The 25,791-nt window shown below is 63.7% G+C and carries 25 protein-coding genes; 18 read left to right on the forward strand and 7 right to left on the reverse strand.

Annotated features, from left to right (window positions below):
- Positions 1 to 56: 56 nt before the first annotated feature.
- Positions 57 to 1,025, forward strand: a complete 969-nt coding sequence (locus tag J5M71_RS04040) for an alpha/beta hydrolase (protein ID WP_207830064.1) — start codon at positions 57 to 59, stop codon at positions 1,023 to 1,025.
- 37 nt (positions 1,026 to 1,062) lie between these two features.
- Here the strand turns inward: J5M71_RS04040 and J5M71_RS04045 are convergent, their stop codons facing one another.
- Together J5M71_RS04045 and pvdM are read right to left on the reverse strand one after the other, a co-directional pair.
- A complete protein-coding gene (locus J5M71_RS04045) occupies positions 1,063 to 2,349 on the reverse strand; it encodes an aminotransferase class V-fold PLP-dependent enzyme (RefSeq protein WP_207830067.1) in 1,287 nt (428 codons plus the stop codon).
- 17 nt (positions 2,350 to 2,366) lie between these two features.
- Positions 2,367 to 3,713, reverse strand: coding sequence for a pyoverdine-tailoring dipeptidase-like protein PvdM (pvdM, locus tag J5M71_RS04050; protein WP_063912737.1), 1,347 nt, complete (start codon positions 3,711 to 3,713; stop codon positions 2,367 to 2,369).
- A 238-nt stretch (positions 3,714 to 3,951) separates the two neighbouring features.
- On the opposite strand from pvdM, the gene J5M71_RS04055 reads away from it, so the two are divergent.
- The gene (locus J5M71_RS04055) at positions 3,952 to 5,571 is read left to right on the forward strand and encodes a PvdJ/PvdD/PvdP-like protein (RefSeq protein WP_207830070.1); all 1,620 of its coding nucleotides are present in this window, start codon (positions 3,952 to 3,954) and stop codon (positions 5,569 to 5,571) included.
- A 125-nt stretch (positions 5,572 to 5,696) separates the two neighbouring features.
- Here the strand turns inward: J5M71_RS04055 and J5M71_RS04060 are convergent, their stop codons facing one another.
- From J5M71_RS04060 to J5M71_RS04070, 3 genes are read right to left on the reverse strand one after another with little or no spacing between them, the layout of a single operon-like run.
- Positions 5,697 to 7,100 (reverse strand): efflux transporter outer membrane subunit, encoded by a 1,404-nt coding sequence (locus J5M71_RS04060; protein ID WP_207830072.1) that lies wholly within the window; start codon positions 7,098 to 7,100, stop codon positions 5,697 to 5,699.
- Positions 7,101 to 7,103: 3 nt separating this feature from the next.
- Positions 7,104 to 9,068, reverse strand: a complete 1,965-nt coding sequence (locus tag J5M71_RS04065; protein WP_207830074.1) for a MacB family efflux pump subunit — start codon at positions 9,066 to 9,068, stop codon at positions 7,104 to 7,106.
- Positions 9,069 to 10,241, reverse strand: a complete 1,173-nt coding sequence (locus J5M71_RS04070; protein WP_207830076.1) for an efflux RND transporter periplasmic adaptor subunit — start codon at positions 10,239 to 10,241, stop codon at positions 9,069 to 9,071.
- Between the two features lie 290 nt (positions 10,242 to 10,531).
- Here J5M71_RS04070 and J5M71_RS04075 point away from each other — a divergent pair, with 290 nt between their 5' ends.
- The 5 genes from J5M71_RS04075 to J5M71_RS04095 all read left to right on the forward strand — a co-directional run bounded on the left by J5M71_RS04075 (position 10,532) and on the right by J5M71_RS04095 (position 13,848).
- Entirely contained in the window at positions 10,532 to 11,008 is a 477-nt protein-coding gene (locus tag J5M71_RS04075) for a sigma-70 family RNA polymerase sigma factor (RefSeq protein ID WP_207830078.1), read from the forward strand.
- A gap of 168 nt (positions 11,009 to 11,176) precedes the next feature.
- Complete coding sequence (locus J5M71_RS04080) at positions 11,177 to 11,656, forward strand: histidine kinase (protein ID WP_207830080.1); 480 nt, start codon at positions 11,177 to 11,179, stop codon at positions 11,654 to 11,656.
- 72 nt (positions 11,657 to 11,728) lie between these two features.
- Complete coding sequence (locus tag J5M71_RS04085; protein WP_207830082.1) at positions 11,729 to 13,054, forward strand: MFS transporter; 1,326 nt, start codon at positions 11,729 to 11,731, stop codon at positions 13,052 to 13,054.
- A gap of 94 nt (positions 13,055 to 13,148) precedes the next feature.
- Positions 13,149 to 13,445 (forward strand): type II toxin-antitoxin system MqsR family toxin, encoded by a 297-nt coding sequence (locus J5M71_RS04090; protein WP_063912729.1) that lies wholly within the window; start codon positions 13,149 to 13,151, stop codon positions 13,443 to 13,445.
- A gap of 1 nt (position 13,446) precedes the next feature.
- Positions 13,447 to 13,848: a type II TA system antitoxin MqsA family protein gene (locus J5M71_RS04095; RefSeq protein WP_207830085.1), complete on the forward strand. Its 402-nt coding sequence runs from the start codon at positions 13,447 to 13,449 to the stop codon at positions 13,846 to 13,848.
- A gap of 71 nt (positions 13,849 to 13,919) precedes the next feature.
- Here J5M71_RS04095 and J5M71_RS04100 read toward each other — a convergent pair whose 3' ends face one another.
- Positions 13,920 to 15,602: an electron transfer flavoprotein-ubiquinone oxidoreductase gene (locus J5M71_RS04100; protein ID WP_207830088.1), complete on the reverse strand. Its 1,683-nt coding sequence runs from the start codon at positions 15,600 to 15,602 to the stop codon at positions 13,920 to 13,922.
- A 538-nt stretch (positions 15,603 to 16,140) separates the two neighbouring features.
- Between J5M71_RS04100 and J5M71_RS04105 the strand changes: the two genes are divergently transcribed.
- The 9 genes from J5M71_RS04105 to J5M71_RS04145 all read left to right on the forward strand — a co-directional run bounded on the left by J5M71_RS04105 (position 16,141) and on the right by J5M71_RS04145 (position 23,224).
- Positions 16,141 to 16,890: an electron transfer flavoprotein subunit beta/FixA family protein gene (locus tag J5M71_RS04105; RefSeq protein ID WP_207830090.1), complete on the forward strand. Its 750-nt coding sequence runs from the start codon at positions 16,141 to 16,143 to the stop codon at positions 16,888 to 16,890.
- Positions 16,891 to 17,820, forward strand: a complete 930-nt coding sequence (locus tag J5M71_RS04110; protein WP_013973453.1) for an FAD-binding protein — start codon at positions 16,891 to 16,893, stop codon at positions 17,818 to 17,820.
- Positions 17,821 to 18,008: 188 nt separating this feature from the next.
- Entirely contained in the window at positions 18,009 to 18,830 is an 822-nt protein-coding gene (locus J5M71_RS04115; protein WP_207830092.1) for a transporter substrate-binding domain-containing protein, read from the forward strand.
- Between the two features lie 9 nt (positions 18,831 to 18,839).
- The gene (locus J5M71_RS04120; RefSeq protein ID WP_063912724.1) at positions 18,840 to 19,193 is read left to right on the forward strand and encodes a DUF4398 domain-containing protein; all 354 of its coding nucleotides are present in this window, start codon (positions 18,840 to 18,842) and stop codon (positions 19,191 to 19,193) included.
- Positions 19,190 to 20,002, forward strand: a complete 813-nt coding sequence (locus J5M71_RS04125; protein WP_207830094.1) for an OmpA family protein — start codon at positions 19,190 to 19,192, stop codon at positions 20,000 to 20,002. Before J5M71_RS04120 ends, J5M71_RS04125 begins: the two co-directional genes overlap by 4 nt.
- A gap of 200 nt (positions 20,003 to 20,202) precedes the next feature.
- On the forward strand, positions 20,203 to 21,645 hold the full coding sequence (locus J5M71_RS04130; RefSeq protein ID WP_063912722.1) for a PLP-dependent aminotransferase family protein: 1,443 nt from the start codon (positions 20,203 to 20,205) through the stop codon (positions 21,643 to 21,645).
- A gap of 63 nt (positions 21,646 to 21,708) precedes the next feature.
- A complete protein-coding gene (locus tag J5M71_RS04135) occupies positions 21,709 to 22,200 on the forward strand; it encodes a hypothetical protein (RefSeq protein ID WP_207830096.1) in 492 nt (163 codons plus the stop codon).
- 130 nt (positions 22,201 to 22,330) lie between these two features.
- Entirely contained in the window at positions 22,331 to 22,585 is a 255-nt protein-coding gene (locus tag J5M71_RS04140; RefSeq protein WP_046615097.1) for a YkgJ family cysteine cluster protein, read from the forward strand.
- A gap of 33 nt (positions 22,586 to 22,618) precedes the next feature.
- Positions 22,619 to 23,224, forward strand: coding sequence for an START domain-containing protein (locus J5M71_RS04145; RefSeq protein WP_207830098.1), 606 nt, complete (start codon positions 22,619 to 22,621; stop codon positions 23,222 to 23,224).
- Between the two features lie 175 nt (positions 23,225 to 23,399).
- Here the strand turns inward: J5M71_RS04145 and gltA are convergent, their stop codons facing one another.
- Positions 23,400 to 24,689: a citrate synthase gene (gene gltA, locus J5M71_RS04150; RefSeq protein ID WP_013973445.1), complete on the reverse strand. Its 1,290-nt coding sequence runs from the start codon at positions 24,687 to 24,689 to the stop codon at positions 23,400 to 23,402.
- Positions 24,690 to 25,041: 352 nt separating this feature from the next.
- Here gltA and sdhC point away from each other — a divergent pair, with 352 nt between their 5' ends.
- Entirely contained in the window at positions 25,042 to 25,428 is a 387-nt protein-coding gene (sdhC, locus tag J5M71_RS04155) for a succinate dehydrogenase, cytochrome b556 subunit (protein WP_012315350.1), read from the forward strand.
- Positions 25,422 to 25,790, forward strand: coding sequence for a succinate dehydrogenase, hydrophobic membrane anchor protein (sdhD, locus tag J5M71_RS04160; protein ID WP_003254214.1), 369 nt, complete (start codon positions 25,422 to 25,424; stop codon positions 25,788 to 25,790). Before sdhC ends, sdhD begins: the two co-directional genes overlap by 7 nt.
- Position 25,791: the final 1 nt, after the last annotated feature.

Genomic DNA, 25,791 nt, shown 5'->3' on the forward strand with positions numbered 1-25,791 from the left:
GTGCTGCTACGTCCCGTAGGGAGGCTTGAGTCACATTGTTCACCCAAGGAACCCACATGGCACTGCACTCTGATCTGGCGGCATTTCTGGAACTGGTCGAATTTGGCCGGCTGACGGGCAGGAGCCTGCCCATGCACGCGATGGACGTGGCCCAGGCCCGTGCCGAGTTCGAAGGCAGCTCGCAGGTGCTCGACCCGAGCCCGCCTGGCAACGTCACGGCCAGCGAGCTGCAGATTACCGCACGCGACGGCGCCCGCCTGGCGGCTCGCTTGTACCGCCAGGGCGATGCCGGCGCTGCCTTGCAGCCGGTGATCCTGTACCTGCACGGCGGCGGCTACGTGGTCGGCAGCCTCGATTCGCACGACTCGGTGTGCCGTCGCCTGGCGGCCCTGGGCGAGTTCGCGGTGCTGGCGGCAGACTACCGGCTGGCACCGGAGCAGCAGTTCCCGGTGGCCCTGCACGATGCGCTGGACGCCGCCAACTGGCTGGCTGAGCAGGCGGCCTCGCTGGGCCTGGACAACCGCCGGGTGGTGCTGGCAGGGGACAGTGTGGGCGCCAGCCTGGCGGCTGTGCTGGCCATTACGGCGGTGGAGCAGCCCGAAGCGCTGGCGTTCAAGCCGCTGGCGCAGTTGCTGTTCTACCCGGTGACCGATATCTCCTGCCAGCGTGAGTCCCATCGCGAGCATGCCGAGGGTTACCTGCTGGAGACACCTACCCTGGCGTGGTTCTACCAGCACTATGCACCGCAGCGCGAACAGCGCCTGGACTGGCGGGTGTCGCCGTTGCTGTCGACGCTGCGCGAGCCATTGGCGCCGGCGTACCTGTTCGTGGCCGAGTATGACCCGTTGCACGATGAGGGCATGGCCTATCGTGACTGGCTGATGGCGGGCGGGACGGCGGTGACCTTTGCCCGGGTGGAGGGGTTGACCCATGACTTCTTGCGCATGTCGGGGATCGTGGGGCAGGTGGAGGGGATTTACCGGGATGTCGGGGAGTGGTTGAAGCGGGTCGGCGGCCAATCCTGACTTGAGCTCGCCGGGGCCGCAAAGCGGCCCCAGGGCTTCACCCGCGAACGTGCTTCTTCAATGCATCGACCAATCGCTCGATCTCCGCCTCGGTATTCAACAACCCAGGCGCTGTCCGCACCACCGGCCCGACATCCCGCGACACCGCATCGACCACAATGCGCTGGCTGTTGAGATACCGGGCAATCTCGTCAGCATCCTGCCCCGTGACCCGGAAGAAGGTGAACCCCGCCGAATACTGCGCACTGCGTGGTGTCACCAGCTCGATCCCCGGCAGCGCTTCAAGCCGCTGCCTGAGATAGTCATTAAGCCCATGAATCCGCGCCTGGACCGCCGCCTTGCCCAACTGCAGGTGCAACTCGAACGCCTTGCCCAATGCCCAGCGATGCTCGAACGCGTGGTAACCCCCGGGCGTCATCACCGTGGCAAAGTCTTCATTCTCGGAAAACGTGGCAATGGTAGGGTTCAGCTGCTTCAGTTCGGTGGACGCCGCGCAGATGATCCCGGTACCGCGCGGTCCGAACATCCACTTGTGCGTACCGGCGATGAAGTAATCGCAGTTGAGGTCGGCAAAGCGCATGTCTTCGACACCAAAGCCGTGCACGCCGTCGATCACGTAGATGATCCGGTCCTGCTCGTCACGCTGGCGATTGACCTCGCGCACCAGCGCGCCGATCTCGCCCACGGGCAGTTTCACGCCACTGCCCGAATGCACCCAGGTCATGCCCAGCACCCGGGTTTTCGGCCCGATGGCAGCCGCAATGGTGGCCAGTACCTGGTCGCTGTTGACCTTGGCGGGGTCTTCGAACAGGCGCAACCGGTGCACTGGCGTGCCATCGCGCGTGGTGCGAAAGCCCATGGTGTGACGGGCGGCCGAATGCTCGTGCACGGTGGTGAGAATTTCCTGCCCCGGGGCAATCTTCAGCCCGCCATAGATCAGCCCCAGGCCTTCGGTGGTGCTGCCGGTCAGGGCGATTTGCCGGGGCGTCACTTCGAGGTAGCGGGCTGCCCATTCACGCACGGCGGCTTCGTGCTTCCACTCCGACTGGCTGTCCCAGTCGACCATGCGGGCCGGGTGGCGGTCGAAGCGGGCACGCAGCGCCTCGATGGCTTCGCGCACGGGCCTTGGGTGCGAGGTGATCAGGAAGTTGGCAAAGTGTGCGTAGGCCGGGTCCAGCTCGAACAGGCTGCGAAACGCGGCCCAGCCGTTGGCAGTGGCAGGCTGTGCAGGTGCCGCATGGGCGGCAGGCAGCAGCGGGCCTGTGAGGGGCAGGGCGGCCGCCAGCAGGCCGGCCTGCTTGAGAAAGGTGCGACGATCGTTCATCAAGTTGCTCGCAAGAGTCAGGGGGATGAGGTGGCGACGGGTTGCGCGGTGCGCTGCACCTGCTCCCACACCCGCAGGAAGTTACCGCCCCAGAGCTTGGCAATATCGGCTTCGGAGTAGCCGCGGCTGATCAGTTCGGCGGTGACGTTGCGTGCTTCACTGGCGTTCTGCCAGCCGTCGATGCCGCCGCCTTCGTTGAAGTCCGAGCTCAGGCCGACATGGTCGATGCCGATCTTGCGCACGGTGTAGTCGATGGCGTCGCCATAGTCCTTGAGCGTGGCCGGCGGTTCTTCCTCGAGAATGCCGTACAGCGCGTTGGCGTACTGGCCGACCTTCTGCTCGGGCCAGCCGGCGATCACCGGGTCGCCGGGCATCAGTGCGTAGTTCAGGTTGGCCAGCGGCGGCAGGTCGTAGCCGGCGCGCAGGGCGTCGAGTTTGTCCCGGGTCTTGCTGCTCAGGGGCTTGAGGTAGGTGGAGAAGGCCACCAGCTGGACCACGCCGCCGCTGTCCTTGATCAGCTGCAGCTCCTTGTCGGAGAGGTTGCGGTCGATGTCGACCATCGCTCGTGGCGCCGAGTGCGAGGCCACCACCGGCGCCCGGCTGAGGGCGACGGCCTGGGCCAGCGCCTTGCTGGACATTTGCGACACATCGATGATCACGCCCAGGTCGTTCAGCCGCTGCACGGCGCGCTTGCCAATCGGCGACAGGCCGTCCAGGGCGTCGGCGGTGTCATTGAAGAACGGCAGCGGGCGCGAGGAGTCGGCCCAGCTGTTGTTGCCCACGTAGCTGAAGCCGAACATGCGCACGCCGCGCGCGGCCCAGCGGTCGAGCTGGTCGATGTCGTCGCCCAGCGCATAGGCGTTGAGCATGCTGAGGAACACCGCGAACTTGCCTTCGCCGTGCAAGCGCCGCATGTCCTGCGGGGTGTAGGCAATACCCACCTGCTGCGGGAAGTCGCGGACCATGGCGGTGATGGCGTTGTAGCGCACTTCCTGGGTGTGGCGGGCGGCTTCGACGAAGCCTGGGGTGGGGCGGTGCGGGCCACCGTCACCAGTCCAGGATTCTGGCCAGGCGAAGATGGTCAGGGCCGCGCCGGACAATCGCCCGCGTGCGGCCTTGGCCAGGTCGAAGCGGCCATTGCCGTCCTTGTCGGCCTCGCTGCCCTCGGTGCCGAAAGTCAGCGGCAGGGTGACGTGGCTGTCAAACGAGATGATGCGTTCCTGCAGGTCGTCGGCCTGGCGGGTCACCTCCCTGGAATAGCCGGCAGGTGTGGCGAAGTAGTGCCAGGCGGCAAGCCCGGCGCCAGCGGCAACCGCCGCGGCCAGGCTGATAAACAGGGCTTTCTTCCAGCGTGGAGTCGTCATCTTGGTCTCAGTAGGTTCACCGTCGAGGGATGGGCACAGAGGCCGCCGCTACCTGCAGTGAACGAGCACGCACCCGGGAAATTTAGCCGCTATCAGGACTCCGGCGCAGGGCCCTGTAGGAGCGGCCGAGTAGCCCTCAAGGTTTGGGGTGGGTAAGCCGCTAAATTTCGCCTGCCGTGCAACGTTCTAGCCTTGGACGGGCCGTGCTCCATGGCCGCAATGAATGCACAGGTATGCAATGACGATTTCCCGACGCGGTTTCATCGCCGGTGTGGCATTGACGGGTGTGGTGGTGCCCGGTGCGCTGGGGGCGCTGTATGTGCAGCGCCAGCGTGCCGACGAGGAATTCCCGGCAACCCCTGGCGAGGCCGTCGTCGAACTGGCCGATACTCGCCTGCAGCAGTTGGGCGATACCCTGCGGGGTATCTGGCGCTGGACCCTGCAGGGCCAGGATGCGGGGCTGGACGGTCTACCCACAGGTGAGCTGGAGCTGTTCCTGGATGTGGCAACCAGCGGGCGAGCCCTGCGCGGCTACCTGGATACCCCCGAGCGCCTGCGTGGGCAGGAAGAGCCGCGCTACCGCGTGGTAGGCGACCTTCTGGCCGACAAACCGGACACCTTGCGCTGGCGTCTGTGTTCGGCCCATGCCCGCTATGAATGCCATATCGTGCTCGACGAGGTCTGGGGCCGGTTCGGCAACGCCGGGCCGGCGACCCTCAACGGGCGTATTGCGCGCCTGGACCGCGCGCTGACATTGCCCGTGGAGGACAACCACTTCCTGGCCTTGAAGCGCACCTTCCCCGAGGCGCGCGAGCGTACCCCGCTGAACCCGCAACTGCTGGCCTGGCTGATCGCCCCGGAGCATCGCCTGTTCCACCAGTTGTGGCATGCCTCGCGGGACAAATGGCACAAACTGGACAAGGACAAGCAGGGCGCCCTGCGTGGCCTGGGCTGGCAGCCTGGGCCACGTGACCGCGAGCGTGACGCCCGGGGCCGGCACAAAGACCGCAACGGCTCGGGCGAGGACTTTTTCTTCATGCACCGGCACATGCTTGGCAATGCCCGTGCCTTGCAGGACTTGCCGTCATGGCCGCGCTTCCCGCTGCCGCAGCCGGAACTGGAGCGCGACCGCGCCGGGTTCGCCCGCTATTTCGACAACCATGACGGCAATGCCCTGCCGCCCACCTGGCTGGCCAGCGGTGATGCGGAATACACCCAGTGGGTGCGCGACATCAAGACGCCGGATACCTTCCATGGCAACTTCCAGGTCTGGGAGTCACGCTATACCGACCCGGAGTACCTGAGCACCTTGACCCTGGGCCAGTTCGGTTCGGAAGTGGAGCTGGGCCTGCACGACTGGCTGCACATGCGCTGGGCATCGGTGCCGCGCGACCCGTCCAACGGTATGCCGGTGCCGACGGCGCGTACGCCGGATGATTTTGCCGAACGCTGGTTCGCCGAGCAGAACGATTTTCTTGGTGACCCGTTTTCATCCCATGTGAACCCGGTGTTCTGGCAATTTCACGGCTGGATCGACGACCGCATCGAGGACTGGTTCCATGCCCATGAGCGGCTGCATCCGGGCGAGGTGCGGCGCCTGGAGGTCAATGGTGTGCCATGGTTTGCGCCAGGGCGCTGGGTGCAAGTGGCGGACCCGTGGCTGGGGCCGGATACCCACGGCTGCTCGACGGTGCCGGGTTTGCGGCCCGGGCGCAGTGTCGAGATGGACCCGGAGACCATGAAGCTGGCGTTGCGCATCATCTACAGCGATGACGACCTGCTCGACAAGCTGCGGCTCAAGGTACCGCAGCGGCCGTGGTATGCGCGCAACCTGAAGGTGGCGCAGCGCTCGCGTTGATTGGGGGCGCTCTGCGCCCCTTTCGCGACACAAGGCCGCTCCCACATGACGGTGCATGGCATGAACCTGTGGGAGCGGCCTTGCGTCGCGATGGGCTGCGCAGCAGCCCCGGAAAGCAGCGCGGTTTACTGCCCGACCTGCCACCCACCCCCCAGTGCCTTGTACAACGCCACACTGCCCTGCAACCGGGCCAGGCGCAATTGCACCTGCTGGTCCTGCGCCACATACAAGGTGCGCTGGGTCTCAAGCACGCTCAACAGCGTTTCCGCTCCCGCGCCATAACGCTGCTGCGCCAGTTCGAACGCCAGCCGCGCCTGCGCCACCTCTTCATCCTGCCACTGCCGCTGGCGGTCCACACCCTGGATCGCATTGAGCGCTTTCTCGACATCGGCAAAACCGGCCAGGATGCTGCTGCGGTAGGTCTCCAGCAACTCTGCCTGTTCCGCCTCGGCCAGTTCACGCGCGGCGCGCAACCGGCCGTTGTTGAAGATCGGCGCGACCAGGCCGCTGGTGAGGGTGTAGTAGGCGCTGTCGAACAGATGGGCAAAGGTGTTGGCGCCAGCCCCCAGGTTGGCCCCGAGGGTGAGCTTGGGCAGCATGGCGGCGCGGGCGACCTGCAGGTTGGCGCTGGCGGCGGCCAGCCGTGCTTCCGCCGCGGCAATGTCCGGGCGACGGGTGAGCAGCTCGCTGGGTACGCCGCTGCCAATGGCGGGCCATTGCAGGGTGATGATCGCTTCCTGGCTGGCGGGTAGCGACTGCACCGGGTCGCCGAGCAGGGTTGCCAGGGTGACCCGGCTGTCCTGCCACTTCTGCTCCAGTAACGGCAGCTGGCGTTGCTGCGTGGCTACCAGGCTGCGTTGCTGGGCCAGTTCCAGGCGTGTGGCGGAACCGCTGCGCTGGCGTGCCTCGACCAGGCCCAGTACGTCCTGGGCATTGCGCAGGTTGAGGCGGGCAATGCGCAGCTGTTCTTGCAGGGCCAGGCCCTGCAGGTAACTGTCGGCCACCGCGCTGACCAGGGTCAGCTCCACGGTCTGGCGGTCGAAGCGGCTGGCATCCAGGTTGCGCAGGGCGCTGTCGCGGGTCGCCCGCAGGCCACCCCAGAAGTCGATTTCGTAGCTGGCGCTGAGCTGCATGTCGAACGAGGTACTGGTGGGTTCGTTGCGGCTGACATCCAGCTGGTCATTGCCGTCACCGTGCAGCAGGCGTTGACGGCTGCCGTCCAGGCCCAGCTTCAGCTCCGGCAGCAGCGGCGCGCCGGCGATGACTGCGCGGGCCCTGGCCTGGCGCACCCGCGCCGTGGCGGCAGCCAGGTCATGGGCATTGTGCAAGGCGTGCTGTACCAGGCGGTCGAGCTCGCGGCTGGCGAAGGCTTGCCACCACTGTGCCGTTGGCAGTTGTGCCGAGGGTGATGCGGCCTCGCCTTGCCAGGCAGGTGGCGTGGCGATACCGCTGGCAGGTGTGGGCGGCGTGCTGCAGGCGGCGAGGCATACGCATAAGGTCAACAGGCTGATGCGGCTAGGCAGAGTCATGGGTTATTCGCTGGTAAGGGCTTTGACCGGGTCGAGGCGGGCGGCCTTGCGCGCTGGCATGAAGCCGAACACGATGCCGGTGACGACGGCGCAGGCGAAGGCGCCGAGCATGGCGGGCAGGGCAAAGGCCACCGCCACTTCGGCCAGCATCAGGCCGCCACCGATGGCCAGGGCCAGGACGATGCCGGCCAGGCCGCCAACCATCGACAGCATCACCGCCTCGCTGAGAAATTGCCGCAGGATGTCGCGCTGGCGCGCGCCGGTGGCCATGCGGATGCCGATTTCACGGGTACGCTCGCGCACGGTCATCAGCATGATGTTCATCACGCCGATGCCGCCCACCAGCAGCGAGATCGCGGCGATCGCCCCCAGCATCAGCGACAGGCTGTTCTGCGTGCGCGCTTCGGCCTGGATCAGCGCCGCGTCATTGGTCAGCTCGAAGTCCTGGCGGCCGTTGTGGCGCTGGCGCAGCAGCTTGTCGATGGCCGCTTCGGCTTCATTGACCCGCATGGAGTCGAGGGCGGCAACGGCGATGTAGTCCGGGTCACGCTGGCCGAACAGGCGGATGGCGGCGGCGGAGTAGGGCACCACGATGCGCCCGTCGCTGTCCTGGTCGCCAGAGCTGGCGCCCTTGCCGGCCAGGATACCGACCACCTGGAACGGCACATTGCCAATCAGCAGGTACTGCCCCAGCGGATCGCGCCCGGGGTCCAGCATCTTTTCCCGCACTTTCTGGCCGATCACCGCCACCGCCGCAGCGTTGGCTTCATCGGCATCGGTGTAGAAGCTGCCTTCCACCGCCGGCCAGTTGAAAATCTCGGGGAACCCGGTGTTGTTGCCGCCCACATAGAACCGCTGGCTGCTGTTGCCGTGGCGCACCATCATCTTTTCGCCGATCACCGGCATCACGTGCTTGACCTGCGGCAGTTGGCCGATGGCGGCGACATCGTCGAGGGTGATGGTGCCAGCCTGTTCGCCCAGGCTCGCCGGCTTGCCGTTGAGGTAGAGGATGTTCGAGCCGAAGGCGGCCATCTGCGCCATGACCTGGCGCTTGCTGCCTTCGCCCACGGCCAGCATCACCACCACCGAGGCTACGCCAATGACGATGCCCAGCAGGGTCAGGGCGGTGCGGAAGCGGTTGACCCACATCACCCGCCAGGCCGCCTGCAGGGCTTCGAGCAATTCGCCTTTCCACGCTCCGTGCAAGGTTGCGCCACGGTCCAGGCGCTGGCGCAGCTGGTCGGCCTGCAGCCCGCGGCCGTCGTGGGTCGTGGGCTTTTCGGCGGCGGAATCGCTGATGATCAGGCCGTCACGAATTTCGATCACCCGCTGCGCCCGCGCCGCCACGTTGCGGTCGTGGGTGATCAGGATGATCACGTGGCCCTGGCTGGCCAGCTCGTCGAGCAACGCCATCACTTCGGTGCCGCTGTGGCTGTCGAGGGCGCCGGTGGGTTCGTCGGCGAGGATGATATGGCCGCCGTTCATCAAGGCCCGGGCAATCGACACCCGTTGCTGCTGGCCGCCGGACAACTGGTGCGGGCGGTTGCCGGTGCGGCTGGCCAGGCCAAGGCGGGCGAGCAGGGCGCTGGCGCGGGCGTGGCGTTCGCTGGCGGCGACGCCGGCATAGATAGCCGGCATTTCGACGTTCTCCTGGGCCGAGCCCGAAGGGATCAGGTGGTAGCCCTGGAACACGAAGCCAAACGCCTCGCGGCGTAACCAGGCCAGTTCGTCGCTGCCCAGCTCGGCCACATCCTTGCCGGCGAAGCGGTAGCTGCCGGAAGTGGGGCGGTCAAGGCAGCCGAGGATATTCATCAAGGTCGACTTGCCGGAGCCGGAGGCGCCGACGATGGCGACGAACTCGCCGGGATGGATGCACAGGTTTATGCCATGGAGGATATCGACCTTGGGCGTTTCGACGCCGCCGTAGGATTTCCGGATGTCGACCAGCTCGATCAGGGGTGTGCTCATTCAACCTCCACTGACGCCAGGGGCGCCGATCACCAGGCGTTCGCCTTCGTTGAGGCCGTCCAGCACCTGCACCCGCAGGCGGTCGCTGAGGCCAGTGCGAACCTGGCGCTGTTCGACCTTGCCGTCGCGGGTCAGTACATGGGCCAGGCGCAGGCCATCACCGTCGTCCAGCGCAGCCAGTGGTACGGTCAGCACCTGGCTGGCTTTGCCTGCGACGAAGAACACCTGGGTGGTCATCTCGGCCATCAGCGCACCGTCCGGGTTGTCGACATCCAGCAGCACGCTGTACTGCACCACCTGGCTGCCGGCGCTGCCATTGCTGACGCTGGCCGGGCTGCCGCCGCCCTGGCTGGCCTGCTCCAGCGGCTTGGGCGGGATCGGCAGTACCTGCCGCACGGTGCTGGTCCAGCGGCGCTTGCCGCCGGCCAGGGTGGTGAAGTAGGCGGTCATGCCCGGGGTGACCTTGCCGATGTCGGCCTCCGACACCTGGGCCCACACGGTCATCGGCGAGAGCTTGGCGATGCGCAGGATCAACGGGGTTTGCTGCTGGGCATTGAGGGTTTGCCCTTCACGGGCATCCACCGCCACTACCGTGCCGTCCATCGGCGCGTAGATGCGCGTGTAGCCCAGCTCGGCCTCGTCGCTGCGCAGGCTGGCCTGGGCCTGGCGGATCTGCGCCTGGAACATGTCGATGCGCGCCTGGGTGACCTTCAGCTGCGCTGCGGCCGTTTGTACGTCCTCGTCGCGGGTGGCACCGGCGGCAGCCAGGTCGCGTTGCCGTTTGAGCTGTTGCCGGGCCAGTTGGAACTGCGCGCGTTGTTCGGCCAACTGGGCCTTGAGGTTGTCGATCGAATAGCGGCCGGCATCCAGCCGGGCCTGCTGGGTCGACGGGTCGATCTCGACCAGCAGCTGGCCTTTGCGCACCGTGTCGCCGACCTCGACGTGCAGGGTGTGGATCTGCCCGGACGCCTGGGCACCAACGTCCACGTAGCGCCGTGGTTGCAGGGTGCCCAGTGCGGTGACGCTGCTTTCGATGTCGGCACGGGTTACGGCGACCGTACTGAGCGGCTGCGCGCCGTAGGGCAGGGCCTTCCAGGCCAGCAGGCTGCTCAGGCCGAGCAGGCCCAGGCCAGTGAGCAGGACCCGGCGACGGGTGTTGGTTAAAGGTCTCATGCAGACTTCCAGCCGAGGGGGTGCCAGATAGACGAAAGCGGCAGGAGGGGATTTAGCGAATGTTGGGTAGGGGCTGACAGGTGTATGGCGACAGGGTTGTGGCGCCTGCGAGATCGAGCGCCGCGCGGGCGGCGCTCGGTCTCCCAGGCGCTAACGCCCTCCAGCCATTCCCCTCTTGTTGCTGAGAATAATTATAATTTGTAAGATCGCACGTTGACATCACTCGGTCCCGCGTTGCTGCCTGAAAGGGCTTTCTGGCATAGGCTGGCAGGACGATCTCAGGTAACGTCGTGGAACATTACTATCGCGAACTGGTGGGCTTCCTTTCCGCGCGCCTGGGCAATCGTCAGGCCGCCGAAGACGTGGCGCACGATGCCTACCTGCGGGTGCTGGAGCGCACCGACGGCGAGCGCATCGAGCACCCGCGTGCCTTCCTTTACCGTACCGCGCTCAACCTGGTGATCGACCGCCACCGGCGGCACCAGGTGCGCCAGGCCGAGCCGCTGGAGGTGCTGGACAGCGACGAGCGCTGGCACACTCCGGCACCGAGCCACGGCATGCAGCTCGACCAGCGCCTGGCGCTGATGCAGCGCGCCCTGGATGAGCTGAGCAAGGTCTGCCGCGACTGCTTCCTGCTGCGCAAGCTAGATGGCCTGTCACACCAGCAGATTGCCGAGCGCCTGGGTATTTCCCGCAGCCTGGTAGAAAAGCACATCGTCAATGCCATGAAGCACTGCCGGGTGCGCATGCGCGCGTGGGAATCCTGATTGCCGGGTTAAAGGCAAATGCAAATTCCGTCAGTCAGTCACTTGATTTCCGCGGTTTTCCCGACTTCTATCAAAGAAGACCCCTGCCAGGCATAACCTTGGCAGCAGCCGTTACTGGCGCAGTATGGTCAGGGAGCGTACCCATTACCCAACTGCCCAGGTCCGACCATGGCCAACAAGACCCTGCGCATCCTCATTGCCGACGCACACCCGTGCCAGCGCCTGCAGCTGGAGCGGCTGCTCAATGGCCTGGGCTACTACCGGATAGCGCCAGTGGACAGCTTCGAGGAGCTGCAGCGCCTGGTGCTGTGTGCCTTGCAGCCTTTCCACCTGCTGTTGGGCAATATCGAGCTGGCCAGCCATGCCGGGGTCGACCTGGTGCGCTTCTGCCGCGTCAGTACGCAGATCCAGCATGCCCTGCTGTATCACTCTACCCAGTTGATAGTGCCCTCGGTGCCGCAGACCGAGCGCCAGGCCGTCAGCCTGAGCCTGCCCCAGGTGCCCGATAACGAGGCGCTGGAGACGTTCATGGCGATCATCGATACACCGCTGCTGGTCGGCAAGCTGCCACTGCCGGGCGCCATGCCGGCTACTACGCCGCGGCCACGGCCGCGGGCCAATTTCGTCAATACCATGTTCAACCGCTAAAGCCGCAGCGGGCGGGGCAAGGGGGGCGCTATTTGCTATCCTCTTGCCCTTTGCCGATTTGCGGACCCTGCCATGACTGCCATCGATACCGCTCGCCCGCCCCGGTTCAGCCGCGGTGACCACCGGACCCTGGGCCTGGCGGCGTTGGGCGGCGCGCTGGAAATCTACGATTTCATCATTTTCGTGTTCTTTGCGCTGACCCTCAGCCAGCTGTTCTTCCCGCCCGAGATGCCCGAATGGCTGCGCCTGCTGCAAAGCTTCGGGATCTTCGTCACTGGCTACCTGGCGCGGCCGCTGGGCGGCATCCTGATGGCACACTTCGCCGACCACCTGGGACGCAAGCGGGTCTTCAGCCTGAGCATCCTGATGATGGCCCTGCCGTGCCTGTTGATCGGGGTGATGCCGACCTACGCCGACATCGGCTATGCGGCGCCGCTGATCCTGCTGGCCCTGCGCATCCTGCAGGGCGCGGCGGTGGGCGGCGAGGTGCCGAGTGCCTGGACCTTCGTCGCCGAGCACGCACCAGCCGGGCGCCGCGGCTACGCCCTGGGCTTCCTGCAGGCCGGGTTGACCTTCGGCTACCTGCTGGGAGCGCTGACCGCGACCTTGCTGGCACAGCTGTTCACAGCGCAGGAAATCCTCGACTACGCCTGGCGCTACCCGTTCCTGCTCGGCGGGGTATTCGGCGTGATCGGCGTGTGGTTGCGCCGTTGGCTCAGCGAAACACCGGTGTTCCTCGCCCTGCGCGCACGCCAGGAGCAGCCGGTGAGCTTCCCGCTACGGCGGGTGCTGGGCGAACACCGCCGGGCGTTGATCCCGGCGGCACTGCTGACTTGTGTGCTGACATCCGCCGTGGTGGTGCTGGTGGTGATTACCCCGACAGTGATGCAGCAGCGCTTCGGCATGAGTGCCGGGCACACCTTTGCCCTGAGCAGCGTGGGCATCGTCTTCCTCAACATTGGCTGCGTGCTGGCCGGGCTGCTGGTCGACCGTGTAGGCGCCTGGCGCGCGCTGATGCTCTATAGCCTGTTGCTGCCGGTGGGCATCGGTGCGTTGTACGCCAGCCTGGTGGGGCAGTGGGGCATGACCTGGCTGGCCTATGCGCTGGCAGGTTTGTCCTGCGGCGTGGTAGGTGTGGTGCCGTCGGTGATGGTCGGGCTGTTCCCGGCCGAGATCCGCGTGTCGGGCATTTCCTTCACCTACAACGTGGCTTACGCGCTGTGGGCCAGCACCACACCGCTGGCGTTGATTGCACTGATGCCGTGGAGCCCGTGGGTGTGTGTCGGCTTTTGTCTGGTCATGGGCACGGTCGGGCTGCTGACAGCCCTGTATTTCGGGCGTCGTGAGCCATTGGCGTTTGCGGCGGAGCCGATGCCGATCATGTGCGGTGACAAATGAGCCGGTAACGGCTGCAGGGCATTGAGGCAGACTTCCGGGCCGGGGTTATTGGAATAACCTATTAGCCAAATTTAACCTGGAAGGTTAATTTCTCATGGAAAAGAGAATGCCTCACTGCCCGCTGCAGCGGGTGAAGGCGCTGTTGAGTCTAGGCAAAGTGCGTACTACCGGGGTAGCCACGCAGGGTGCGCGGGCACTTGGCATTGAGCCTTTCGCCATGCTGAACATTGTTCGCGAGCTAACGCCAGGCGACTTTCATAAGAGCATGACGACCTACAACAATCATCGAGTCTGGCAGGACGTCTATCGTCCCCAGACCGCTGTAGGAAGGGTTTACCTCAAGTTGATGGTGGTTGACGACCTGCTCATCGTGTCTTTCAAGGAGCTATGAAATGAAATGCCCACTGTGTGGAGGAGCGGAATTGGTCGCGCAATCCAAGGACATGCCTTATCGCTACAAGGGTGAAGCTACCGTTATTCCCGATGTTTATGGCGAATACTGCCCTGCTTGTGGTGAGGTGATACTGGGCATGGGAGAGGCGCAGCGCATGAGTGACCTGATGTCGGCCTTTGAGCGACAAGTCAATGGAGCCGTTGTTGACCCTGCCTTCATTGCAGCCATGCGCCGGAAGTTCGACCTCGACCAGCGTGAAGCGGGGGAAATTTTCGGTGGTGGGGTCAATGCGTTCTCTCGTTATGAAAACGGCAAGACCACGCCGCCAGTGGCGCTGGTGAAACTGCTCAAGCTGCTGGACCGCCACCCAGAGCTCTTCGAGGAAGTGCGAACTGCCTGATATTGGCAGGCAATAAAAAGCCCCCGGCTCGTGAGAACCGGGGGCTTTTCGTTAGCGCAAGAGCAGCGGCCTTACATGTTCGGGTAGTTCGGCCCGCCAGCGCCTTCAGGGGTGACCCAGGTGATGTTCTGGGCCGGGTCCTTGATGTCGCAGGTCTTGCAGTGCACGCAGTTCTGCGCGTTGATCTGGAAGCGCTTGCTGCCGTCTTCCTGGGTGACCACTTCGTACACGCCCGCCGGGCAGTAGCGCTGGGCCGGCTCGTCGTACAGCGGCAGGTTGCTGGCGATCGGCACGTTCGGGTCGGTCAGCTTCAGGTGGCAGGGTTGTTCCTCTTCGTGGTTGGTGCTGGAGAGGAATACCGAGCTGAGCTTGTCGAAACTGAGCTTGCCGTCCGGTTTCGGGTAGTCGATCTTCTGCGACTCGGCCGCCAGCTTCAGGCAGGCGTAGTCCGGCTTGGTGTCGTGCAGGGTGAACGGCAGCTTGCCGCCGAACCAGTTCTGGTCCACATAGTTGAACGCCGCGCCCAGCAGCGGGCCGAACTTGTGCATGGCCGGGCCGAAGTTGCGGCTGGCGAACAGTTCTTCGTACAGCCAGCTGGCCTTGAAGGCACTGACGTAGCCGTTCAGCTGGTCACCGCCTTCGCTGCCGGCGATCAGTGCGTCAGCCACTGCTTCGGCGGCCAGCATGCCAGACTTCATCGCAGTGTGGCTGCCCTTGATCTTGGCGAAGTTCAGGGTGCCCAGGTCACAGCCGATCAACGCGCCACCGTTGAATACCATCTTCGGCAGCGAGTTGAAGCCGCCCTTGCAGATGGCACGGGCACCGTAGCTGATGCGCTTGCCGCCTTCGAGGTACTGGCTCATCACCGGGTGGTGCTTCAGGCGCTGGAACTCGTCGAACGGCGACAGGTACGGGTTGGCGTAGGACAGGTCGACGATCAGGCCGACCACTACCTGGTTGTTTTCCAGGTGATAGAGGAACGAACCACCGGTGTTGTCCTTGGCCATCACGTCCAGCGGCCAGCCAGCGGTGTGCACCACCAGGCCCTGCTCGTGCTTGGCCGGGTCTATTTCCCAGATTTCCTTCAGGCCGATGCCGTAGTGCTGGACGTCGGCCTCGCTGTCAAGGTTGAAGCGCTTGATCAGTTGCTTGCCGATATGGCCACGGCAGCCTTCGGCGAACAGGGTGTACTTGGCGCGCAGTTCCATGCCCGGGGTGTACAGGCCGTCCTTCGGGTTGCCTTCACGGTCGACACCGAGGTCACCGGTGACGATGCCGCGGACCACGCCGTTGTCGTCGAACAGTGCTTCCTGGGCGGCGAAGCCCGGGTAGATTTCCACGCCCAGGTTCTCGGCCTGCTGGGCCAGCCAGCGGCACAGGTTGCCCAGCGAAATGATGTAGTTGCCCTGGTTGTGCATGGTCTTGGGCACGAACAGGTCAGGCACCTTGGTCGAGCTGCCGGCATCCTTGAGCACGTAGATGTCGTCGCGCTTCACTTCGGTGTTCAGCGGCGCGCCGAGCGCTTTCCAGTCGGGGAACAGCTCGTTCAGGGCACGGGGTTCGAACACCGCGCCGGAGAGGATGTGGGCGCCGACTTCAGAGCCTTTTTCCACCACGCAGACGCTGATTTCGCTACCGGCTTCGGCGGCCTTCTGCTTCAGGCGGCAGGCGGCGGACAGGCCCGCCGGGCCGGCGCCGACGATGACCACGTCGAATTCCATGTATTCGCGTTCCACTGGTTCTCTCCTACTCATCAAGGCTCGTGCTGTTGCTTTGTCTTATGGGTGCGCGGGGGCATTCGCAGCGGTTCTACGCAACGGCGGAACTGTAGCTGGGCAAATGACGGACTACACCGTTTTGTCTTGGCCGCGCATTATATCTACACCACTTGGCGGGTCCAATACAAACGTTTGTTTGAATTTGCCGCAGGCCAGTAAAATCACAGGAGCGCGGCTGGAGGGTGACCGATTTGCCGTATTGACCGGATTGGGTGTTACGGTCAAGATACGAGCGGTTTTACGTTCGCCGTAGGCTTGCAGCCGGGCGCAGGTACACCTCTAAAGACCAGGTGTGGAGCAGGGTTTTGCGGCCTTGGGCCGGTTTGTAGTGGAGTTTACACGCCACGACAGAAAATGACCCGTGAGTATTTGTCGCAAGAGTCCGGACAAGACTGTTCGGTCACTGTGAAGTTACCGCCTCCCGGTACGTTTTTAGAGGTGCCCTTGTACCCACGCGCATCGCAGGGCTCAGCCCCAGGCGACTATCTATTCACCGGAGAGTAACGAGGAATCCATGAAGGTTCTTGTAGCTGTCAAACGAGTGGTCGACTACAACGTCAAGGTTCGTGTCAAAGCGGACAACTCCGGCGTCGACCTTGCTAACGTCAAGATGTCCATGAACCCCTTCTGCGAAATCGCCGTGGAAGAAGCCGTACGCCTGAAGGAAAAGGGCGTTGCGACCGAGATCGTCGTCGTTTCCGTCGGCCCGGCCACTGCTCAGGAGCAGCTGCGTACCGCCCTGGCCCTGGGTGCCGACCGCGCCATCCTGGTCGAGGCCGCTGACGAACTGAACTCCCTGGCCGTGGCCAAGGCGCTGAAAGCCGTTGTCGACAAAGAGCAGCCGCAGCTGGTCATCCTCGGCAAGCAGGCCATCGACAGCGACAACAACCAGACTGGCCAGATGCTGGCTGCGCTGACCGGCTACGCTCAAGGCACCTTCGCCTCCAAGGTGGAAGTGGCGGGCGACAAGCTGAACGTCACCCGTGAAATCGATGGCGGCCTGCAGACCGTTGCGCTGAACCTGCCAGCCATCGTCACCACCGACCTGCGCCTGAACGAGCCGCGCTACGCGTCGCTGCCGAACATCATGAAGGCCAAGAAGAAGCCGCTGGAGACCGTCACTCCAGACGCGCTGGGCGTTTCCCTCGCCTCCACCAACAAGACCGTGAAAGTTGAAGCCCCGGCTGCCCGCAGCGCGGGTATCAAGGTCAAATCGGTGGCCGAACTGGTCGAGAAGCTGAAGAACGAAGCGAAGGTAATCTAAATGACTATCCTGGTTGTCGCTGAATACGAGAACGGTGCCGTAGCCCCGGCCACCCTGAACACTGTTGCCGCTGCCGCCAAGATCGGTGGTGATGTGCACGTGCTGGTCGCTGGCCAGAACGTGGGCGGCGTTGCCGAGTCTGCTGCCAAGATCGCTGGCGTGGCCAAGGTGCTGGTTGCCGATAATGCTGCCTACGCCCATGTCCTGCCGGAAAACGTTGCGCCGCTGATCGTCGAGCTGGCCAAGGGCTACAGCCACGTGCTGGCCCCGGCCACCACCAATGGCAAGAACATCCTGCCGCGCGTTGCTGCGCTGCTGGATGTGGACCAGATTTCCGAGATCATCTCGGTCGAGTCCGCCGACACCTTCAAGCGCCCGATCTATGCCGGTAACGCCATTGCCACCGTGCAATCGAGCGCGGCCATCAAGGTCATCACCGTGCGTACCACCGGCTTCGACGCCGTGGCCGCCGAAGGTGGTTCGGCTGCCATCGAGGCCGTCGGCGCTGCCCACAACGCCGGCATCTCGGCCTTCGTTGGCGAAGAGCTGGCCAAGTCCGACCGCCCAGAACTGACCGCTGCCAAGATCGTCGTTTCCGGCGGCCGTGGCATGGGCAACGGTGACAACTTCAAGCACCTGTACAGCCTGGCCGACAAGCTCGGTGCTGCCGTCGGTGCTTCGCGCGCCGCCGTCGACGCCGGCTTCGTGCCGAACGACATGCAGGTCGGCCAGACCGGCAAGATCGTTGCGCCGCAGCTGTACATCGCCGTCGGCATCTCTGGCGCGATCCAGCACCTGGCCGGCATGAAAGACTCCAAGGTGATCGTGGCGATCAACAAGGACGAAGAAGCACCGATCTTCCAGGTAGCCGACTACGGCCTGGTCGCTGACCTGTTCGAAGCGGTTCCGGAGCTGGAAAAGCTGGTCTGATCCGCCTGCTTCACTTATAAAGAACCCGGCCCTCGCACAGGGGGCCGGGTTTTTTTGTGGTCTGTTCCGGCCCAATCACCGGCAAGCCAGCTCCCACAGGTACAGTACAGTTCTCAAGGGCGGCGCTGTGCCTGTGGGAGCTGGCTTGCCGGCGATTGGGCCAGGCCAAGCAATACAAGGAGTGAGCAATGGTGCTGCGTAAAGCAGGCAGGGTGCTGGCATGCACGGCGTTGTTGGTGTCGCCGCTGGTCATGGCGGCAGGCAAGTGCGAACGCCTGGTGGCAACCGGTAGCCCCGATGCGCCGCCCTATTCATGGCAAGACCCGAGCGACCCGAAACACCTGATTGGCGCCAACGTCGACCTGCTGCGCCAGGTGGCTGGCGAGCTGGGCGTGAAGGTGGAGGTGCTGAACGCCGGCCGTCGTGACCAGGCGCTGGAAGAAGTGCGTAGCGGGCGCATGGACCTGCTGCTCGACACCCCCATGCAGGTGGAGCAACTGACCGCGTTGGACTACCTCCACCCACCCCTGCAGCTCAACGAATACCTGGTGTGGACGCGCCACGACGCCACACTGGTCTTCGAAGGCCCGGCGGACCTGGCCCAGTATCAGGGCAGCTTGTCCGAGCGCGCGCGGCTGACCCCGGCCTTTACCGCTTTCGCCAAGGCCCAGCTGAAGCTGGTGCCGGCACAGAACCTGACCCAGGCGTTCCAGAAACTGGTGCTTGGCCAGGTGGATTATGTGCTCGCTGGCCGCTATTCAGGCATGGCCATGGTCCAGAGCCTGGGCATGAGCAATGACCTGATCGCCCGCGGCCTGCCGGTGGATCGGCCGGGCCTGTACCTGGCCCTGTCGCACAACTCGGCCTGCAATGACAGCTGGTTGCGTGGGCAACTGGCAAAAAAACTGACAGAATTGCCGATCTCCGGTGCGTCCGAGGCCGTGCTGCAACGTAATGTCGAGCGCTGGAAAGCACAGCTGCAGGTGCCGTCGGACGCCCCCAAACACTAGGAAGATTGCGTGAGAACCCAACCACTAATCCTTGCCCTGGCCGTGCTCGGCCTGGCTGGCTGCGCCAACGATCCGGCCCCTAACGAGCAGATGCGCATTTCCGAACAGGCACTGGAGCAGGCCAGGGCCGTCGGTGCCACCGAACAGGTCGAAGCGCTCAAGCTGGCCGAAGACAAGCTGGCCCGGGCCAAGACCAATATGCTCACCGAAGACTACCGCGATGCGCGCATGCGTGCCGAGCAGGCCGAGCTGGATGCGCGCCTGGCCGAGGCCCAGGTGCTGAACCAGAAGAGCGAAGAGCAGCTGCAACTGCTGCAGTCGCGGGTCAAGCGCCTGCGCAAGCAGCTGGAGGTGCAGCCATGATCCGTCGCATGCCATTGGCTGCGCTGGCAGTGCTGGCGCTGTCGGCAGGTCTTCAAGGTTGCGCCAGCCAGCGCAGCAGCGCAGCGCTGGATGAAGCCACCGCAGCCTTCCAGAAGGTCAAGGATGATTCCGATGTGCTGCGCAGCGCACCGCGTGACGTGATTCGCGCAGGCGAGTCGCTGGCTCGCGCCGAGCGCCTGTCCAGCTATATCGGCACCGGTGCCGACGTGCGCCATTACGCCTACCTGAGCCAGCGTTACAGCGAGATTGCCAGCGAGCATGCCAAGCTGGCGCTGAACCAGGAACGCCAGGCCAAGCTCGACCTGGAGCGCCAGCGCCTGCAGCTGGCCCTGCGCGAGGCCAAGCTGGCCAGTGTGCAGCAGCAGGGCAAGTGGATCGAGTCGCAGATTGCCGCGCTGGCCTCGGAGCAGACCGACCGTGGCCTGGTGATGACCCTGGGTGACGTGCTGTTCGACACCGGTCGTGCCGACCTGAAGAACTCGGCCAGCCGTACCGTGCTCAAGCTGGTGCAGTTCCTTCAGCTCAACCCGCGCCGGGTGGTGCGAATCGAGGGTTATACCGACAGCACCGGCCCGGCGGAGGACAACCTGAAGCTGTCCCGTGATCGGGCGCAGGCCGTGGCCGACATGCTGGTGGACCTGGGGATTGACGAAAAGCGCCTGCAGGTCGAGGGGTATGGCGACCAGTACCCGATCGAGGCCAATGCCTCGGAGCGGGGCAGGGCGCAGAACCGCCGCGTGGAGATCGTGTTCTCCGATGACAAGGGCAAGCTGGCGCCAGCGCGCTGAATCATGTGAAAAGGGGGCTGCGAAGCAGCCCCGGCTTTTCGTCGGGCTAGCCGGGCTTGATCGTTTCTATAGCTGTCACGCAACTGTATTGTTGACTATCCTGCGATCTGTCCCAGTACACTTTGCAACTGTTACGGTATTCTCTACTGTCAGTGAGCTACACAAGAATAACGAGCCAGTCCGCGCGTCGAGATAAAGCCATGACCAACCTGTTGCTGTACCAGCGTATCGCCCAGCAACTGGCCGATGACATCCGTCGCGGTGTCTACCAGCCAGGCGAGCGGGTACCCTCCGTGCGCAAGATGAGCGCCCAGCTCAATGTCAGCCATGCCACGGTGCTGCAGGCCTATGCCAATCTCGAGGATCAGGGGCTGATCCGTGCGCGGCCGCAGTCCGGCTACTACGTGCACCAGACCCCGGCCCTGACTGCGCAGACCCCGGACATCGCCCGGGTGGAGCGCCCCGGCCTGGTCACCCGTGCCAGTATCATCCAGCAGGTACTGACCGAAGCTCGCCGTGATGGCGTGTTCCCGTTCGGCGCCGCGGTGCCGCACGTCGACTACTTGCCGGTCCGGGCCCTGCACCAGCAGATCGCCAAGGTGACGCGCTTTCACAGCCCGCGCGCCTTCAGCTACATGTTCAGCCCCGGTTTCGAGCCGCTGCGCCGGCAGATCGCCATTCGCATGCGTGATGCCGGCGTGCTGGTCGACCCGCGTGAAGTGATCGTGACCCATGGCTGCGTCGATGCGCTGCAGATGTCACTGCGCGTGCTGACCCGTCCCGGCGACTTGATTGCCGCCGAATCACCCACCTATTACGGGCTGTTGCAGCTGGCCGACCTGCTGGGCCTGAAGGTGATCGAGATCCCCAGTGACCCGTCCACCGGCATCAGCCTCGAAGCCTTGCAGCTGGCGGCCAATCAGTGGTCGATCAAGGCCCTGGTGCTGACTGCGCGCCTTAGCAACCCGCTGGGCGGCACCGTCCCGGAGGAGCGACAGAAGCAGTTGCTGCGCCTGGCGTCGGACTTCGATATCCAGATCGTCGAGGATGACATCTATGGCGAGCTGATGTTCGAGCAGGGCAAGACCAAGGCGCTGAAGGCATTCGACCGGCTGGACCGGGTGATCTATTGCTCGAGTTTTTCCAAGACCCTGTCCCCCGGTGTACGCGTAGGCTGGATGATTGCCGGGCGCTATCGGGACGAAATCCAGCGCCTGCAAACCTTTACCACCCACTCGGCCTGCAGCGTGACGCAGATGGGTGTGGCGGCCTACCTGGAGAATGGCGGCTACGACCGGCACCTGCGTTACATCCGCCAGGAGTACCGCAAGAACCTCAGTGCCTATCAGTTGGCGGTGCAGCAGCACTTCCCCGAGGGTACCCAGATGACCCGGCCGACGGGCGGTTTCATCCTGTGGGTGAGCCTGCCCGGGCGGGTCAACACCCAGGAGCTGCATGTGCGCGCGCTGGAGCAGGGCATCAGTATTGCGCCCGGGCTGATCTTCAGTAACACCGAGCAATTCAACCACTGCATCCGCCTTAATTGCGGTATACCTTGGAACAAGGAAGCCGAGCGCGCGGTGATCACTCTCGGCCTGCTGGCTCAGCAATTGTGCCGGGAGCCAGCGGCCGCGCTTTTGTAGGCTTGCCACGCGCCTGCGGAACAGGGAGCATACGCACTTTTCCTGCCAGCCTGTCCATTTGCCATGAATGCTTTGCGCCGTTTTGCCCTGATCTTGTGCCTTGTACCGCTTTGCAGTCTGGCTGGTGCTGCCCAGGCTGCGCAGCCGGCAGGCCAGGCGCAGGCGGCCAAACCGGTGCAGAAAGCCAAGCCGGTGCAGAAAGCCGCAGCCAAGCCAGCGCACAAGCAGGCGGCCAGGAAAGCCGGCAACAGCAAGGCCAGGCCGGCACGCAAGCCCGTGAGCAAAGAGGTTGCCCAGCCGTTGCCCAAGGCAAAGCTCGACCTCAGCCTGCCTGCCGATATGGTCAATAGCCTGGAGCCGAATGTGGGCAGCCTTGCGCCGATCCAGCGACGTAAACCTTTGCTGCCGCCCATGTTCACTGAAAAGCCAGAGGCCGATGACAGCCCGTTCCAGCTCAATGGTCGGCTGATCAGCAACGAAATGCAGCTGCAACTGCGCAATGACAGCCGTCGCGACGTGGAAGGGGCGGCCATCGATTTCGAGTACCGCCAGTAGTCGGCGAACTGACTGCCGGGTCATGGCAGATTTCATCGTGCCAGCAATTTCAAACGCCTGTTTGAGCGGTTACTATCCAGGGACGTTCGTCCCGTTTTGTTCCAGGGAGTCCTGATTTTGGTGAATAGCCATGAATTGCCGTGAGGGCTGTGGTGCCTGCTGCATTGCCCCGTCCATCACCTCTGCGATGCCGCGCATGCCCAATGGCAAGCCGGCTGGCGAGCGCTGCCTGCACCTGACCGTAGACAACCTCTGCGACCTGTTCGGCAAGCCCGAGCGGCCGGCGGTGTGTGGCGGTTTCAAGGCGGATGTCGAGGTGTGCGGCAATGACCGTGACGAGGCCATCAGGATTCTCGGTTGGTGGGAGCAGATGACGGCGGCGTGACAGGCTGGATCTTCGACAACAAGGATAAACATGATGAGATCGTTCAAGCGTATTGCTCTGCTGTGTGGCATGGGTGTTCTGCTGTCGCCTGCGGCCTGGGCCGAAAACTGGCAGGTGGCCAAGGACGAGGAGGGGATCAAGGTTTCCCTCAGTGAAGTGGCCGGTTCCAAGTACAAGGCCTATCAAGGCGTCACCGTGATCAAGGCGCCGCTGGCCAAGGTGCAGGCGTTGCAGGAAGACGTGGTAGGTGCCTGCAAATGGATTCATGAGTGCAAGTCGCAGAAGCTGCTCAAGCATGAAGGTGACCAGAGCTGGACCTACACCCAGTTCAATACGCCATGGCCGGTGACGCCGCGGGACTCGGTATTGCATGTGACCACGGTGAAGCAGGCTGATGGCAGCCTGGTACGCAACCTGAAGGAAGAGCCGACCTACATCCCGGAAGAGAAGGGCTTTGTGCGGGTGGCGAAGGTCGAAGGCTTCTGGAAACTGGTGCCCAAGGGCGACAGCACGGAGGTGACCTATCAGGTACACACCGAGCCAGGTGGTAGCGTGCCGGCGATGGTGGCCAACAAGTTCGTGGTGGATGCGCCGTTCAATACCCTGAAAGGGTTGCGGGAGCGGGCTGAGAAAAACTGAGGCTTTGTACTGTCTGTACTGGCCTCTTCGCGGGTAAACCCGCTCCCACAGGGTTCTCACAATCCTCCGGGTCTGTGAAGGCCCTGTGGGAGCGGGTTTACCCGCGAAGAGGTCGGCACAGGAGGAATAAAAAAGGCTGCCCGAGGGCAGCCTTTTTGCGTTCGGCTATGGAAGCTTACTTGCGGTCCTGCAGCGCAACGATGTCGCGCTTCTGCTCGCCGGTGTACAGCTGGCGCGGGCGGCCGATCTTGTACGGGCTGGAGAGCATTTCTTTCCAGTGCGAGATCCAGCCCACGGTACGTGCCAGGGCGAAGATCACGGTGAACATGCTGGTCGGAATGCCGATTGCCTTGAGGATGATCCCCGAGTAGAAGTCGACGTTCGGGTACAGCGAGCGCTCGATGAAGTACGGATCGGTCAGGGCGATCTCTTCCAGGCGCATGGCCAGTTCCAGCTGCGGGTCGTTCTTGATGCCCAGCTCGCGCAGGACTTCGTCGCAGGTCTGCTTCATCACGGTGGCGCGCGGGTCGCGGTTCTTGTACACGCGGTGACCGAAGCCCATGAGCTTGAACGGGTCGTTCTTGTCCTTGGCCTTGGCGATGAACTTGTCGATGTTCGAGACATCGCCGATTTCATCGAGCATGGTCAGGACCGCTTCGTTCGCACCGCCGTGGGCCGGGCCCCACAGTGCGGCGATACCGGCGGCGATACAGGCGAACGGGTTGGCACCCGACGAGCCGGCCAGACGAACGGTGGAGGTGGAGGCGTTCTGCTCGTGGTCGGCGTGGAGGATGAAGATCCGGTCCATCGCCTTGGCCAGCACCGGGCTGATCGGTTTGATCTCGCACGGGGTGTTGAACATCATGTGCAGGAAGTTTTCCGCGTACGACAGGTCGTTGCGCGGGTACATCATCGGCTGGCCCATGGAGTACTTGTAAACCATCGCGGCCAGGGTCGGCATCTTGGCGACCAGGCGCACCGCGGAAATTTCGCGGTGTTGCGGGTTATTGATGTCCAGGGAGTCGTGATAGAACGCCGACAGGGCGCCGACCACGCCGCACATCACCGCCATCGGGTGAGCGTCGCGGCGGAAGCCGTTGAAGAAGGACTTCAGCTGCTCGTGAACCATGGTGTGGTTCTTTACGGTGCTGACGAACTGGGCCTTCTGCTCGGCATTCGGCAGTTCGCCGTTGAGCAGCAGGTAGCAGGTTTCGAGGTAGTCGGATTTTTCAGCGAGCTGCTCGATCGGGTAGCCGCGGTGCAGCAGGATACCTTTGTCGCCGTCAATGTAGGTGATCTTCGACTCGCACGAGGCAGTCGCCATGAAACCAGGGTCGAAGGTGAAGTGACCAGTGGCCCCCAACCCGCGGACGTCGATTACATCAGGACCAACGGTGCCGGTTAAAATGGGCAGCTCGACGGGGGCAGCGCCCTCGATGACCAACTGCGCTTTTTTGTCAGCCATGTGGCCTCCTATTAATGCTTGAAATCATCAGACAGACCCCCCACGCAGGGCCCGCACCACTATAGAGGGATAAATTCAGATGTCAATTTGCCTAAAGGCTTGTTGAAACAGGCATTGAGGCCTGATTTTTCACGAAATTCTCGCCCATTTACGCCTTTTGTCCGTTAAAGGCAATGCGCTATTTGGGCTACCCCCTCACGTTGTCATAAGCAGCCTAACTGTCTATACTCGCAACCCGACCGCCAGGGGCTTGCAAGCCCGAACTGCTGGGGGTCGCCGTTCCCTGGGTGGTGGGTACCTGACCAGTACACTTACCAACAACTTTGCCCTGATTCGCTAGGGGCTCTTCAGTGTGAAAAAAGCCGTGAAAAGCCAACGACCTGTAAACCTAGACCTAAGGACCATCAAGCTCCCCGTCACTGCGTACACGTCCATCCTGCACCGTATCTCCGGCGTCATCCTGTTCCTCGGCCTTGCCATCATGCTTTATGCACTGGGCAAGTCGCTGGGTTCCGAGGAAGGCTTTGGTGAGGTGAAGGCGTGTCTGACCAGCCCGCTGGCCAAATTCGTGACCTGGGGCCTGCTATCCGCCCTGCTTTATCACCTCGTGGCAGGTGTACGTCACCTGATCATGGACATGGGTATCGGTGAGACGCTGGAAGGCGGCAAGCTGGGCTCGAAAATCGTGATCGTCATCTCCGTGGTGCTGATCGTTCTGGTGGGAGTTTGGGTATGGTAACCAATGTCACGAACCTGTCGCGTTCGGGCCTCTATGACTGGATGGCGCAGCGCGTTTCTGCGGTCGTTCTCGCGGCTTACTTCCTCTTCCTGATCGGCTACGTGGTCGCCCACCCAGGCATCGACTACACCCAGTGGCATGGTCTGTTCTCCAACAACGCGATGCGGATCTTCAGTCTGCTGGCCCTCGTTGCCCTGGGCGCTCACGCCTGGGTCGGCATGTGGACCATTGCAACCGACTACCTGACGCCAATGTCGTTCGGCAAGTCGGCAACTGCGATTCGTTTCCTGTTCCAGGCGGTATGCGGCGTTGCGATGTTCGCTTACTTCGTCTGGGGTGTGCAGATTCTCTGGGGTATCTGAT

Source organism: Pseudomonas sp. 43(2021) (genome assembly GCF_017490805.1).
GTDB lineage: Bacteria > Pseudomonadota > Gammaproteobacteria > Pseudomonadales > Pseudomonadaceae > Aquipseudomonas.